This window comes from Mycolicibacterium helvum (assembly GCF_010731895.1).
Lineage (GTDB): Bacteria > Actinomycetota > Actinomycetes > Mycobacteriales > Mycobacteriaceae > Mycobacterium > Mycobacterium helvum.
Genome location: NZ_AP022596.1, coordinates 5917401 through 5930797, shown reverse-complemented (window position 1 = coordinate 5930797; position 13397 = coordinate 5917401). Strand labels below are relative to the sequence as shown.

Here is a 13397-nt window from a genome sequence, read left to right as displayed (position 1 = left end):
GCTGCGTTGGATGTCACTTACTGACCTAGGTCGACGAGCACATCTTCCACCCGTGAGCTACACGTCCCATCTCGGCCGTGAACTGATGAGGCGCAGCGTCGTTGGCGTAGATCTGAGTCCCGGTGACGTGCGCTGCCGCGCCTCTGACATCGACGGACCTGATGGTGATCTGGGCGGCTCCGTGCTGCAAGCGATAGGCCAGCCACTTACTCTCCAGTTGCGGATTCCACTGGGCGCGTTCGTAGGCGCATAGGTTGCCTTCAGCGCCCCGGACATCCTTATCGTTGTAGGCGTCTGACATCGCTTGCAGGACATGGCGGATCTGATCCTGATCGGAGGTACCCGTCGGCTCGGCGGCGTGTGGCGTGCCACCTACGGTGTCGCCGATGGGATGAGTGGTCAACCACGCGGTTGTCCCGACGACGACAGACACTACGAGCGCAGCGGTGCTGCCACCCGTCCACGAAAATGGTGAGCGTCCCTGCTGCCGTTGGCCCTTGACCACGCGTAGCCTCCCGACCGGCCTGTGGTAATTGTTACGGATGTTACAGGTGTGAAATCGTTATGGGCGATATTTCATTCCGTGTTGCAGGCAGCGGCTTACTACTCGATTGACGGAGAACAGAGCAGCCCCACTCGGCGAGTGCCGACACGAGCGCGTGCCGCAAATATGTGACCCGATCGGGATGAACGCGGCCGTGGGCCGGCCGTGTTTCGGCCCGACGTGGCCGGTACCTCTGGCTGTTTCCGCAGGTCAGAGATGGGCCGACGGATTACTAAACGGATCTCTCCGGATCATGGCACCTGACCTGCGAGGACACTGTGCGTAGGACGTGCGGGTAGTAATTGCAAAAGAAATTACTAGCGGTCCAAATACAGGCATTGACCTGCGGTTTCTGGTGCCCTCGGTGAGATTCGAACTCACACTGCACGGGTTTTGAACTTCTTTCTCTCGACGTTTGCACCTGCGACGATGATGACGGTAGTGAGAATCAGCGCAGATCAGAGTGCTTATTGGTGTTGGTCGATGAGTATGGGTTGGCATGAATGTGCGTAGCGTATGCGTAGCGTCGGATCTGGTGCTCGGCAGCAGAAGAACGGATTTCGTGTCCGTTTGGACGGACAGGCCAGTCCCTGACGGCGCGTGACGTTTTCGTGTACAACGCGAGATCACTTGCCACGCAGTTCGCGGTCGGCAAGGTTCGTGACCGGTGTGCTAGCGGGTTGTAGACGCCATGTCGAGCCGCCAACCCATAGCCGAATTTCGGCTAACGCCTCCGTAACCATTTGCAAATTCGGTTAGCAAGGCCTGAGGGCGCTTCGCGGTACATGTTGAAATTGGCCCTCGTCGGCGTGTCGGGGTGATTGGCGGTCTGGGCGAACTGGTCCCAGATGGTGAGCACGTCGTCGGCAATTTCGTCCAGCTCCGGGCGGCCCATCACGAGAGCCGCGGCCCGACCGATGCTGAAGTGCCCTTGCTGCTTGCTGGACAGATCCCAGACGGTCAACAGCCGCTCATGCAGTCGAGGGTCAGCTTGGTAGTCGGGCAGCCAGGTCGTGGTGCCGAGAACGTCGTGCGCCGTAAGGTCGCCATCGTCGCCGGTTGGCCTTACCATCAGGAACTCGATCAAGGTCCGGGCGTAACTAAAGAACGCGTCGATACCCACCTGCTGCCACAGTTCTGACGCACCTTTTCTGAAGATGGCATCAGGCAACACGTCCAACATCTCTGCAATCTGATGAGCGTGCCGGCGGCCACCATCGATGGTTGCCGGTCCGATCAGTGACCGGATCTTCCGGTTCCATTGCCGCCTGTTCACAGGGGCAATCGTTCCACGGCTGTCTGCGGGTTGCTCAGTCGTAAATGCGTACCGGCTGGCGGCTCCCTGTGCGCTGCCACCGTCGCCCATGAGCGTCGGTGAACCTAAAGACGAGATACTCAGCGGCTGGAGTCTCGTCGAGCAGCTCGCGGTGACCGCTGCCGAGCATGACGGAGACGTCCTGGGTCTGTTCGCCCGGCTGCAGCACTGGGAGCCGGACCAGACGACTCAATCGAGCGCTCGGGCCTCCGAGATGTAGAACCATCACGTCCTCGCTGATCTCTGTCATATCTACGTTGAAAACCGCAGCTGTGCTGTGGTTGGCGACGACAACAGGCCACCTGTGAATCGGCGGTGGTGACCAGTGCTGCGGATCAACCGGCTGAGCCACAATGAGCCGCGCTTGGTCGGCCTCGTTGTCGCGGCGCTCGGTCTGCGTCGCACTCCACTCGCGGGCGGCGTAGAACAGCGCGCCAAACGCTGCGACCGCGGCCACTCCGCCGAAGACACCAGACGCCCATTCGGCCGCGTTGCCCCATTCGATATGCAGGTGTCGATCGGCTAGCTCGATGTGTTGAATCGCCGCGGTCGCGCCGAAGGCGATCGCGAAAAGCCAACCAACTACGCAGACAATCGGCCAGGGGATGCGCCGCGGGCACTTAGACATGGCGAGACCGTATCGCCGTGCGATGGGTGGCCGACCTCACGGCACGCGACCGAGGCATAGACAATTCCTGGGCGGTCGTCGTGCGAGTCGGCGAGGCTACTCCGACCGGCGGTCTTAGGCTCGGCAACCATGAGTGAGGGAACAGCTGCCGAGCTGGCGAGATTGCGTCAAATTGAGGCTGAGGAATGGGCTGCACTCGACAACCTCAAGGCTGAGTGTGTCGCGCGAGTCGCCGACGGGATGGCCGCCGAGGTTGACGCATATGCCAAGAAAATCGCGAATGCGCACCCGGAACAGGCAAAGGCCCTTGGAAAGGAGGGCGTCAGCGCTCTTCGTCGCGAACTGGCTGAAGTGACGGCCGAATTGGCTGACCAGCTACGAGGCGCTGTCGACGAGATCGAGTGGCCAGAGCCCAAGCAGTACGGGAAGCTCGACTCGTCCGCAGTCCATTCAGCACTCTTCAAGTTCCTGTACGGTGCGCGTGTCGATCGGCTTACTAGGGTCTTGAAAGCTCACGGATTCCCTTTCGAACCCACGGCGGGCGTCTTGCCCCAGGACCTATACGACCGGAGTAGCTTTGGCGATCTCGCCGAGGCGCTTCAGAACATCGGCCGAATCCAACAAGAGGTTGCGCAGGCCAAAATTGTCGATGACCGCGATACCGTCGACTCCCTTTGGGAGGAGCAATGAGTGCAATTGAAACTCGTTACGACGGACCAGAGGATGTCTTAGCTCAGCGAGTCGCGGAAGCGCTGGCGGCAACGCACTCCATTCTCTCGCGGCTGGCACGGAAAGCAGACATATACGACGACCGAACGAAGCAGGATCTACTCACGATTGCGGACGCGATTGTGTGGCTCGATCGCGACATCTAGATGTCGGCCGACGAGATGGTGGTACCCGTATCGAGTGGTCGCTCCACCCGTATTTGCGCAGGCAAGGGATTCCGTGATCACTTGCGGCCATCACTCAGCTGGAACTCGATATTTGACTACGGTTTCGGGACCAACCTTTTTGCCCTCACTATCGCCTTCGCGTGCTTAAGAATCTCGGAATTATCTACGACATAGAGCATTCCAAGCGCGACCTCCAGAAAGGCCGCAATCTTGAGCGCGTCGTCCACCGTAATTTGCCCACCTTCGTGAGTCGCGTCGTTTCCAACCCATTTGACTGCCTCGAGCAGGTCGGAGACATCCGGTCGCTGATCCCTGAATAATGTCAAGCGCTGATGCAGAGTGAGCCGTTTCGGCTTCTTCTGACCGGTCGACTCTGCTGGAACGCCGAGCTCGGTCAGCAGGGATTCGAGGCTTCGGCGAAGGCATGTAATTGCTGAGGGCGGGTCGAGCCATATCGTGGCGGCCGCACGGTTCAGATCAATTCGTACCGACTCGGGCGTCGCGATCGGAGGAACGAATAAAGGGACGGCTGGGTGCATCGTACGAACTTTGAGCACTGTCACGTAGCCGAGATCGGAGCCGCCGTACTCGTACGCCTGGTCGGTTCCAAAATCCCCTGCCACTGCGACTACTTCTCGGCAAGTGCTGCGCGAGCACTGGAGGCGCGCGACGAAGACCCCTCCTATATCTGACGGATCACCCCACTCAGTCCAACTTGCGGTATGAGCGTTGACCTTGTCGGCGCGAAGGTCACCGTTGAGCAGGATAAGTCGGCCGATGTCGCACTTTGGGCAAGGAAGTGACGGCCATTCTGACTCGACAAACCACTTGGCGAGTCCCTCGATACTCTCGTCCACCCCGCTGGTGCCTTTCTCATATAGCGATACGACCAAATCTCGCTGCAGGCGATTGCCCGATCGAAAGCTCTTTTGCAGGCTAGGCGCGGCGCTCCCTGTACGAAGCGAAGTCCACCACGGCACCAGGCTCCTTGGGCCTGGACAGAGGTGGAGGATCGGTTGAATTGGCAGGCGAACGCTGGCCGACAAGAAATTCCGCCAGAATGTCCACCGGCCACATCCCTTGCTGGGCGGCGAGCGCCTCTGGACCGCTCACCCCGAATGCGAATTCGATCCATTTACTCAGAAGCCGCGGGCGTTCCGGAAGACGGTCATCCCAACCCGGCTCTGTTCGGCCCCACGTGAATCCAGTGTCTGCGTTGATCCGTGTGTAGAGCTGTTTACGCAACATCTCGTACCGGGCAGAGTCGAGCCCACCAGATTCATGAAGGTGAGTTAGTAACGCGCCCAACGATATTCCCCACTCCTGCTTAACCGGAAGTAGGTTCAACAGCGTCGGAGCGCTCTGTGGAAATGATGCCGCTATGGCTGCGAACGGTGCGAGAAGTTCTGAGGCGAAGCGTGACGCTTCGTCTTCGTGCGTGTTGGTCATTTCATCAACGTCGTTGTGCAGCAATAGATGGCCGATCTCGTGGGCGAGTGTCCAACGAGTTCTTTCCCATGAATCCAATTCGCGCAGCACTACTATCGGGCGTTCGCCGAACTCGCCGATCCATGCCGAGCATCCAAGATGTCGCTCGTTGCGGCCGTGGCTACTGGCCGCAACATTCGAGCCGCTAAAGCGCTCGGCTCGTATCAATACTGGAACCCCGTTGCGCTCAAGAAGATGCGTCAAGTCGCCGATCGGTGTCTCTGCGCCAACCTTCAGGCACTTGCGCGCGTAGGCGGCCGCCGAAGCAATGTCCTTACGAGTCGGCGGTGGTGACAACCGAACGGGCGGAAGTTTATGACGCCGATCCAGCTCGATCAAAAGATCTCCCGATAGCGCGATGAATTGCGCCACCCGGCTTTTTTCGGATTCTGACGTTGACTTGGGGGCGCGGAAAGACAACTGGTTGGGCTCGACTTTGTTGATCGGAGCAGACCGAAGGAAGGCCGCAGGAAATCTCAGTGCCGACGCTAGCGAGGTTAGGTCGGCGTCGGTGATCTTGGCGGTCTCTGACCGCTCCAGGCGGGTGAGTCGTGCGCCTTTCCACCCTACAGCTTGCAGGACCGTCGTCGCCGTCATCCGCCGCATCAGCCGCGCCTGCCGTACACGCAGTCCGAAAATCTCATAGACCGTCGTCAAAGCTCCCCCGATTGAAACCCGAACACCAGTAAGACATTTGACTGATCCTGGCGCACCGCTGACTTCTGCATCACGCCGGGTCGGGTGAGCCGGAACACTCGTCAGGCTTGCGGAAGTCGTCGAAGTCGTCGTCACCCGACTCTTGTGCGAGACGTGGCAGAGAGGTGGATGCCCACACGATCGTTCTCGCCGGATCGTCGATGCCGGCCACCGCAGCCAAGAAAACATCCGGCACTTGGATCGCGTCAGGACTTAAGGTCCAGAGCACATACCAGCGAGAATCGGGGACGGACGCAAACTCATCGAATTCGGGGCCGAAGGAGAGCTGCTCCCCGCCAGTGGCTTGCGGGTACACAACAAGTCGTTCTCGGTCTTCAGCAAACACTTCGGCCGGGGCCTTCCGAACTCGGATCTCCGTGCGACCGACGTTGAGCACCACTGACATCCCCTGGCCGCAGTGAGTCCGAAGGGCAGGCGGAGTGCCATGCCCAATCAGGCCACTTTCGCGATCGACCCTGACCTTCAGCAGCAGACCACGCACGGTCGTGCAATGCCACTGACCGTGAATGTCCGAGGGGTCCTCGAAGATCGGCTCGAAGAGCTGGGCAGCCCCGCGGACGGCGCTAATGACGTCACGCCGGAGTTCGGCAAACGCCGCTTGATTCCGTTGCACAATCCGGTCGCACGCGCGCTGCAAATGCAGGTTCATGCGTGAAGAATTTCACGCGTGTACCTATATCGCAATAGGAACACGCCGGACATTTTTCATGACCCGGCCTCCGTCGGAGGTGGTCGCTGACAGTTTCTGCAGGTCGGGGCAGTCGCGGGGCGCCGCGCAACGGATTGCATGACCTATTTCCCGAAAAAACCCAGGCGGACCTGCGCAGACATTGTGCGTAGTTTATGCGTACGCTACGCATAATTTTGAGCCTATTGCGAATGGATAGTTCAGCTAGATACAGATCCTGAACTGCGGTTATTGGTGCCCTCGGTGAGATTCGAACTCACACTGCACGGGTTTTGAATCCGTTTCCTCTGCCAGTTGGGATACGAGGGCCGACCGCTGTGGCGGTGTCCCACCATAGTTGATCGCCTGGACGGTGCTGCCAACTGGTAGGTCGCGGCGCCCGCGGTTCGCTGTTTGCGCCCGTCCACGCCACAATGGCTGCATGACCGGGCCCACCGACGCGCAAGACCGTGCATCCCGCCGGGTGCTGATCGCCGAAGACGAGGCGCTGATCCGGATGGATCTGGCTGAGATGCTTCGGGACGAGGGCTACGACGTGGTCGGCGAGGCCGGCGACGGCCAGGAGGCCGTCGAGCTGGCCGAGCAACTGCATCCCGACCTGGTGATCATGGACGTCAAGATGCCGCGCCGCGACGGCATCGATGCGGCCGCCGAGATCGCCAGCAAGCGGATCGCGCCGATCGTGGTGTTGACCGCCTTCAGCCAGCGTGACCTGGTGGAGAAGGCGCGCGACGCCGGGGCGATGGCCTACCTCGTCAAGCCGTTCTCGATCAGCGACCTGATTCCGGCGATCGAGGTCGCGGTCAGCCGGTTCAGTGAGATCACCGAACTCGAACGCGAGGTGGCCAACCTCTCCGACCGGCTGGAAACGCGCAAACTGGTCGAGCGGGCCAAGGGCCTTCTGCAAGCCAATCAGGGCATGACCGAACCCGAGGCGTTCAAGTGGATTCAGCGCGCCGCGATGGACCGGCGCACCACCATGAAGCGGGTCGCCGAGGTCGTGTTGGAGACCCTCGACACGCCCAACGACGCATCGCCGTCGAATTGATGCGTTAACTTTGCGTTTCCTCTGACCGCGCCGTTTATCGCGATACGGAATATGCTCACGGCCAGGCGTTGGCCAAGATCACGCGCTGCGGCCACGGGTTGACTATGTTCAACCGCAGTGTCGAGGGGCGGGCCCGGACCGTGGCTTGCAATGTCGGCGCCGAGAAACAACTGACTCGGAGGTGGAACGTGCGCGGACGCGCGACACGCAGTGCAATCGCCGCTAGTTCGGCGCTGCTGGCAGTGTTCGGTATCGCCGGCTGCAATCAGCAGTCCCCATCGAATGGTGGGAACTCCTCGCAAGCCGATCTGAAGATCGTCGAGCAGGTGCAGATCGACCAGAACGGTGCCGAGGTCAAGTCTGATTCGAGCACGGCTCCGGCCGACCCCGCCGGTGACGGCAAAGCCACCTGCCCGCCGGTGTCCATCGCTATGGCCGGCGCGCTCAACGGGCCTGATGCCGCGCTCGGCATCAATATCAAATACGGCGTGCAGTTGGCCATTGACAAGCACAACGCGGCCAACCCGGGCTGCCAGGTGCAGCTGAAGCCCTTCGATACCGAGGGCGACCCGCAGAAGGCCACCGCGATCGCACCGCAGATCGTCGATGACGCCTTCACCATCGGCCTGGTCGGCCCGGCATTCTCCGGTGAGACCAAGGCCACCGGCGCGGTGTTCGATCAGGCCGGTCTGGTCGCGGCCACGGCGTCGGCTACCAACGTCACACTGTCCGAGCAGGGCTGGAAGACCTTCTTCCGCGGCCTGGCCAACGACGGTGTGCAGGGCCCCTCGGTCGCCAACTACCTGAAGAACACGCTGCAGCAGAAGAAGGTCTGCGTCGTCGACGACAGCACCGATTACGGCACCGGGCTAGCGCAGGCGGTCCGCGAGACCCTCGGCCCGGTGGCGGTGTCGGCGTGCAATATCTCGGTCAAGAAGGGCGATAAGGATTTCTCGGCTGCGGTGACACAGGTCAAGGGCCAGTCGCCGGACTCGGTGTTCTACAGCGGCTACTACGCCGAAGCGGCTCCGTTCGTGCAGCAGCTGCGCGACGGCGGCTACACCGGCAAGTTCGTCAGCGCCGACGGCACCAAGGATCCGGAGTTCGTCAAGCAGGCCGGCCAGTCCTCGAAGGACGCGATCCTGTCCTGCCCGTGCGGCCCGGCCACCGGTAGCTTCGCCGACGAGTACACCAAGAAGTTCGGTCAGGCCCCCGGCACGTACAGCACCGAGGGCTACGACCTCGGTACCGTTCTGCTGAAGGGCATCGACGCGGGCAAGATCACCCGTCCAGACCTGCTCGAGTGGGTCAAGAACTACAAGGGACAGGGCGTAGCCCGCAAGTATCAGTGGACCGACACGGGTGAACTCACCACCACCCTGATCTGGATCTACAAGGTTCAGTAGCCGATTGGCGAGACGCGTCCGGGACCGTAAGGCTCGGGCGCGTTCTCGTTTTCGAGACCAAGGAGGCTGCCGCAGAAGATGGTCTATCAGTGCCTCGGCCAGATCTCGTGTCTCGCGAGTGATATCGGTTTCAATATCGACAACCTGCGAGACGGCTTCTGGCAGTTGACCATCGATGGGTTGTCTTGGGGTGCCATCTACGCCTTGGTCGCCGTCGGCTACACCCTGGTGTTCGGCGTGCTGCGGTTGATCAACTTCGCGCACTCCGAGATCTTCATGCTGGGGATGTTCGGCGCGTACTTCTGCCTGGACGTCATCCTCGGGTTCACCCCCAGCGGCAACGCGTACAGCAAGGGCGTGCTGCTGACGGTGCTCTACCTCGGCATCGCCATGTTGTTCGCCATGCTGGTATCTGGCGCCGCCGCAATGGGTTTGGAGGCGGTCGCGTATCGGCCGCTGCGGCGCCGAAACGCGCGGCCACTGACCTTCCTGATCACCGCGATCGGTATGTCGTTCGTGCTGCAGGAGTTCGTGCATTTCGTGCTGCCCAAGATCATCAAGGGCTACGGCGGCAGCAATGCTCAGCAACCGATCATCCTGGTGCAGCCCAAGACTCAGTTCCAGGTGTTCGGTGCGACCGTCTCCAATGTCACCATCGTGATCGTGGCCGCCGCACTTCTGCTGGCGGTGCTGACCGATGTCGCAATCAATCGGACGAAGTTCGGCCGCGGAATCCGCGCGGTGGCTCAGGACCCGACTACGGCGACGCTGATGGGGGTATCCCGGGAACGCATCATCATGACCACGTTCCTGATCGGCGGCCTATTGGCCGGTGCGGCAGCGCTGCTCTACACCCTCAAGGTGCCCCAGGGCATCATCTACTCCGGCGGATTCCTGCTCGGTATCAAGGCGTTCTCGGCGGCGGTACTCGGCGGGATCGGCAACCTGCGCGGTGCGCTGCTGGGCGGCCTGCTGCTGGGTGTCATGGAGAACTACGGCCAGGCGCTGTTCGGCACCCAATGGCGTGACGTCGTCGCCTTCGTGTTGCTGGTTCTCGTGCTGCTGATCCGCCCCACCGGGATACTCGGAGAAAGTCTCGGAAAGGCGCGGGCATGACACACCGCAACGACACCGGGAAGTGGAGTGGTCGAGTGCTGGCACCCGGGGACCGGCTGCGTGAGTGGTGGTCGGGCCTGAGCCGGGTGCAGAAGTGGGGCATCGGCGTGCTGGGCTTCGGGCTGCTGGCACTGTCGCCCCTGTTTCCGCCGCCGTTCTTCGATACGCCCGGAATCAGCTTCGGCGGCACCATGGCTCAGTTCGCCATGGTCGCGATCATCGCAATCGGCCTCAACGTCGTCGTCGGCCAAGCCGGTCTGCTCGACCTGGGATACGTCGGCTTCTACGCCGTCGGCGCCTACACAGTCGCCCTACTGACCAGCCCCGACAGCCCGTGGAGCACGCTGATCACCAGCGGTGCGATCAGCGAGAAATGGGCCTGGCTGGCGTGTGTGCCGATCGCCATGGCTGCCACCGCGCTCGCCGGGTTGATCCTTGGTATCCCCACGTTGCGGTTGCGTGGTGACTACTTGGCCATTGTCACACTGGGTTTCGGCGAGATCATCCGGCTGCTGGCCGACAACCTGTCCGACATCACCAACGGCTCCCGCGGCCTCAACAAGGTGGCCTATCCGCACGTGGGGGAGAGCGACCACCTGCGCGACGGAGTGTTCTCCAGCGGCAATTCGTCCGGCCACGCGAACTATGGAACGTGGTGGTTCTGGCTCGGCTTGATCCTCATGGTCGGCATCCTGTTGTTGGTCGGCAACCTCGAGCGCAGCCGGGCGGGCCGGGCCTGGGTGGCTATCCGGGAGGACGAGGACGCCGCGGAAGTCATGGGCGTCAACACCTTCCGGTTCAAGCTCTGGGCGTTCGTCATCGGCGCCGCGATCGGTGGGCTGTCCGGGGCGCTGTATGCCGGCCAGGTGCAGTACGTCGCCCCGCCGACGTTCAACATCATCAACTCGATGCTGTTCCTGTGTGCGGTGGTGCTCGGTGGACAGGGAAACAAGCTCGGTGTCATCTTCGGTGCGTTCGTGATCGTCTACCTGCCCAACAGGTTGCTTGGTGTGCACGTGCTGGGCATCAACCTCGGCGACCTGAAGTACCTGTTCTTCGGCCTCGCGCTGGTGGTGCTGATGATCTTCCGTCCCCAGGGTCTGTTCCCGGTACGCCAGCAGCTACTGACCTACGGCAAACGGGCGCGCTACCTGTTACGCAACGCCGACGATTCCAAGGCAGCCATATGACCCAACCCGTTGGCGGCCGCACCCAGGACGATCCGGACACCCCGATCGACGAGAGCCTGGCCGTGCTGGACCGCGAGGTTGGGGTCGCCGAGGGGGAAACCCTGCTGGCGACCAAGGATCTGACCGTGAAGTTCGGCGGCCTGACCGCGCTGGATTCGGTGAGTTTCGATATCAAGCGCGGCGAGATCCTCGGGCTGATCGGGCCCAACGGGGCCGGCAAGACCACCTGCTTCAACGCCATCACCGGTGTGTACCGGCCCAGTTCGGGTTCGGTGACATTCGACGGGGCACCGCTGGGGCGGATCAAACGTCACCAGATCACCCGGCGGGGGATTGCCAGGACCTTCCAGAACATCCGGTTGTGGGGCGAGATGACCGCCCTGGAGAACGTGGTGGTCGGCACCGACGCCCGGCACAAGACATCAGTGCCCGGCGCCCTGATGCGCACGCCGCGGCATCGCCGCGAGGAGCGTTCAGCCATCGAAAAGGCCGCCGCGCTTTTACAATTCGTCGGTATTGCGCATCGCGGTGATGAGAAGGCCAAGAACCTGCCGTATGGGGATCAGCGCCGCCTCGAGATCGCCCGTGCACTGGCCACCGAGCCCAAACTGCTGTGCCTGGACGAGCCGGCCGCCGGCTTCAACCCCAGTGAGAAGGCCGCGCTGATCGACCTGATCCGCGCCATCCGGGACGACGGGTACACGGTGCTGCTGATCGAGCACGACATGCGACTGGTCATGGGTGTCACCGACCGGATCGTGGTGTTGGAATTCGGCCGCAAGATCGCCGACGGTCTACCCGCCGAGATTCGCGACGATCCGGCCGTTATCGCGGCCTACCTGGGGGTGCCCGATGACCAGCTCTGAGGCGCAGGTGCTACTCGAGATTCGCGACGCCGTGGTGCACTACGGCAGGATCGAAGCGCTGCACGGGGTTTCGCTTGAAGTGCGGCAGGGTGAGTTGGTGACGCTGCTGGGATCCAACGGCGCGGGCAAGACCACGATGATGCGGGCCATCTCCGGTCTGCGGCCGCTGACGTCGGGATCGATCTGGTTCGAGGGCCGCGATATCAGCCGGGTCAAAGCCCACCAGCGAGCGATCGACGGACTGATCCAGGCCCCCGAGGGACGCGGGGTGTTTCCCGGTATGAGCGTCACGGAGAACCTCGAAATGGGTTGTTACGGGCGCAAGTTCGATACCAAGGCGGCCCGTCACGAGCGACTGGACTGGGTGTTCGAGACGTTTCCCAGGCTGGCTGAGCGCCGGACACAGGTCGGTGGCACGCTGTCCGGCGGCGAGCAGCAGATGCTGGCCATCGGGCGGGCACTGATGGCGCGTCCGCGGGTGCTGCTGCTCGATGAGCCGTCGATGGGCTTGGCGCCGATGATCATCTCGCAGATCTTCAAGATCATCTCCGAGATCAATGCCCAGGGCACCACGGTGCTGCTGGTGGAGCAGAACGCTCAGCAGGCGCTGAGCCGGTCCGATCGCGCCTACATCCTGGAGACCGGGTCGGTCACCAAGAGCGGGCCCGCCCGAGAGTTGCTGGCCGACGACAGTATTCGAGCGGCCTACCTCGGAGTGGCCTAGTCCGTCACCGTGAGCACGCGTGGTCCGTGTTCGGTGATGGCGATCGTGTGCTCGGAATGTGCGGTGTTGGAGCCGTCGGCTGAGCGCAGCGTCCAGCCGTCCGGGTCAACAGTCAACCGGTTGGATCCGCGTCCCCACCACGGTTCCAGCGCCAAGGTGAGACCGGGCCGCAGCACCAGGCCGCGGCCGTGCTTGCCGCGATTGGGGACGTGCGGATCCTCGTGCATGGTGCGGCCCAAACCGTGGCCGCCGAAGTCGGTGTTGACGGCATAGCCGGCCGCGGCGGCGACGCCGCCGATGGCCGCGGAGATGTCACCGAGGTGCCCGCCCGGGACAGCGGCGGCGATACCGGCAGCCAGGGCTCGTCGGGTGGAGTCGACCAGCGCAGCGTCCGCCGGGTCGGTGCTGGCACCGACGACGACGGTGACAGCGGAGTCGGCGACCCAGCCGTCGATCGACACCGCGAAGTCCATCTTGAGCAGGTCGCCGTCGCGCAACACGTAGTCCCACGGAAGCCCATGCAGCACAGCATCATTGACGGACAGGCAGATAACATTGCGGAAGGGGCCACGACCGAACGATGGTGCGTAGTCCCAGTAGCACGAGGTCGCGCCGCGCTCGGCGACCAGCGCTCGGGCCTGATGCTCGAGCTGCATCAGGTTCACGCCCGGCTCGGCGCTCTTCGTCAACGCGGCCAATGTCTGCGCCACGAATTGGCCGGTGATGGCCATCTTGTCGATTTCTTTGGCGGTCTTGATTTCGATCATCTGG

The 13397-nt window shown here is 62.3% G+C and carries 15 protein-coding genes and 1 tRNA gene; 8 read left to right on the top strand and 8 right to left on the bottom strand.

The genetic code is table 11. The features are described 5' to 3' along the window. Nucleotides 1–25: 25 nt before the first annotated feature. From G6N38_RS27930 to G6N38_RS27920, 3 genes are all read right to left on the bottom strand, one after another. A complete protein-coding gene (locus G6N38_RS27930) occupies nucleotides 26–403 on the bottom strand; it encodes a hypothetical protein (protein ID WP_163751335.1) in 378 nt (125 codons plus the stop codon). 865 nt (nucleotides 404–1268) lie between these two features. Then, the gene (locus tag G6N38_RS27925) at nucleotides 1269–1820 is read right to left on the bottom strand and encodes a hypothetical protein (RefSeq protein WP_163751334.1); all 552 of its coding nucleotides are present in this window, start codon (nucleotides 1818–1820) and stop codon (nucleotides 1269–1271) included. A 34-nt stretch (nucleotides 1821–1854) separates the two neighbouring features. Beyond that, the gene (locus G6N38_RS27920; RefSeq protein WP_163751333.1) at nucleotides 1855–2487 is read right to left on the bottom strand and encodes a hypothetical protein; all 633 of its coding nucleotides are present in this window, start codon (nucleotides 2485–2487) and stop codon (nucleotides 1855–1857) included. Nucleotides 2488–2616: 129 nt separating this feature from the next. Between G6N38_RS27920 and G6N38_RS27915 the strand changes: the two genes are divergently transcribed. Both G6N38_RS27915 and G6N38_RS30490 read left to right on the top strand, forming a co-directional pair. Beyond that, entirely contained in the window at nucleotides 2617–3177 is a 561-nt protein-coding gene (locus tag G6N38_RS27915) for a hypothetical protein (protein ID WP_163751332.1), read from the top strand. Then, entirely contained in the window at nucleotides 3174–3362 is a 189-nt protein-coding gene (locus tag G6N38_RS30490; RefSeq protein WP_220101375.1) for a hypothetical protein, read from the top strand. The genes G6N38_RS27915 and G6N38_RS30490 overlap by 4 nt, the downstream gene beginning before the upstream one ends. Nucleotides 3363–3478: 116 nt before the next feature. Here G6N38_RS30490 and G6N38_RS27910 read toward each other — a convergent pair whose 3' ends face one another. The 4 genes from G6N38_RS27910 to G6N38_RS27895 all read right to left on the bottom strand — a co-directional run bounded on the left by G6N38_RS27910 (nucleotide 3479) and on the right by G6N38_RS27895 (nucleotide 6585). Then, nucleotides 3479–4006, bottom strand: coding sequence for a DUF4145 domain-containing protein (locus tag G6N38_RS27910; protein ID WP_163751331.1), 528 nt, complete (start codon nucleotides 4004–4006; stop codon nucleotides 3479–3481). Between the two features lie 313 nt (nucleotides 4007–4319). Further along, the gene (locus G6N38_RS27905; protein ID WP_163751330.1) at nucleotides 4320–5528 is read right to left on the bottom strand and encodes a helix-turn-helix domain-containing protein; all 1209 of its coding nucleotides are present in this window, start codon (nucleotides 5526–5528) and stop codon (nucleotides 4320–4322) included. A 70-nt stretch (nucleotides 5529–5598) separates the two neighbouring features. After that, entirely contained in the window at nucleotides 5599–6237 is a 639-nt protein-coding gene (locus tag G6N38_RS27900) for a hypothetical protein (RefSeq protein WP_163751329.1), read from the bottom strand. Nucleotides 6238–6508: 271 nt separating this feature from the next. After that, nucleotides 6509–6585: transfer RNA gene (locus G6N38_RS27895), tRNA-Leu, on the bottom strand. Between the two features lie 112 nt (nucleotides 6586–6697). Between G6N38_RS27895 and G6N38_RS27890 the strand changes: the two genes are divergently transcribed. The 6 genes from G6N38_RS27890 to G6N38_RS27865 all read left to right on the top strand — a co-directional run bounded on the left by G6N38_RS27890 (nucleotide 6698) and on the right by G6N38_RS27865 (nucleotide 12626). Beyond that, nucleotides 6698–7324: a two-component system response regulator PdtaR gene (locus G6N38_RS27890; protein ID WP_163751328.1), complete on the top strand. Its 627-nt coding sequence runs from the start codon at nucleotides 6698–6700 to the stop codon at nucleotides 7322–7324. 188 nt (nucleotides 7325–7512) lie between these two features. Then, on the top strand, nucleotides 7513–8730 hold the full coding sequence (locus G6N38_RS27885; protein ID WP_163751327.1) for a branched-chain amino acid ABC transporter substrate-binding protein: 1218 nt from the start codon (nucleotides 7513–7515) through the stop codon (nucleotides 8728–8730). Nucleotides 8731–8808: 78 nt separating this feature from the next. After that, nucleotides 8809–9846 (top strand): branched-chain amino acid ABC transporter permease, encoded by a 1038-nt coding sequence (locus tag G6N38_RS27880; RefSeq protein WP_163751326.1) that lies wholly within the window; start codon nucleotides 8809–8811, stop codon nucleotides 9844–9846. Next, entirely contained in the window at nucleotides 9843–11036 is a 1194-nt protein-coding gene (locus G6N38_RS27875; protein WP_163751325.1) for a branched-chain amino acid ABC transporter permease, read from the top strand. Before G6N38_RS27880 ends, G6N38_RS27875 begins: the two co-directional genes overlap by 4 nt. Further along, the gene (locus G6N38_RS27870; protein ID WP_163751324.1) at nucleotides 11033–11902 is read left to right on the top strand and encodes an ABC transporter ATP-binding protein; all 870 of its coding nucleotides are present in this window, start codon (nucleotides 11033–11035) and stop codon (nucleotides 11900–11902) included. The genes G6N38_RS27875 and G6N38_RS27870 overlap by 4 nt, the downstream gene beginning before the upstream one ends. Continuing rightward, nucleotides 11889–12626, top strand: a complete 738-nt coding sequence (locus tag G6N38_RS27865; RefSeq protein ID WP_163751323.1) for an ABC transporter ATP-binding protein — start codon at nucleotides 11889–11891, stop codon at nucleotides 12624–12626. The genes G6N38_RS27870 and G6N38_RS27865 overlap by 14 nt, the downstream gene beginning before the upstream one ends. On the opposite strand, the gene map is transcribed toward G6N38_RS27865, so the two are convergent. Beyond that, complete coding sequence (gene map / locus G6N38_RS27860) at nucleotides 12623–13393, bottom strand: type I methionyl aminopeptidase (RefSeq protein ID WP_163751322.1); 771 nt, start codon at nucleotides 13391–13393, stop codon at nucleotides 12623–12625. The genes G6N38_RS27865 and map overlap by 4 nt on opposite strands. Nucleotides 13394–13397: the final 4 nt, after the last annotated feature.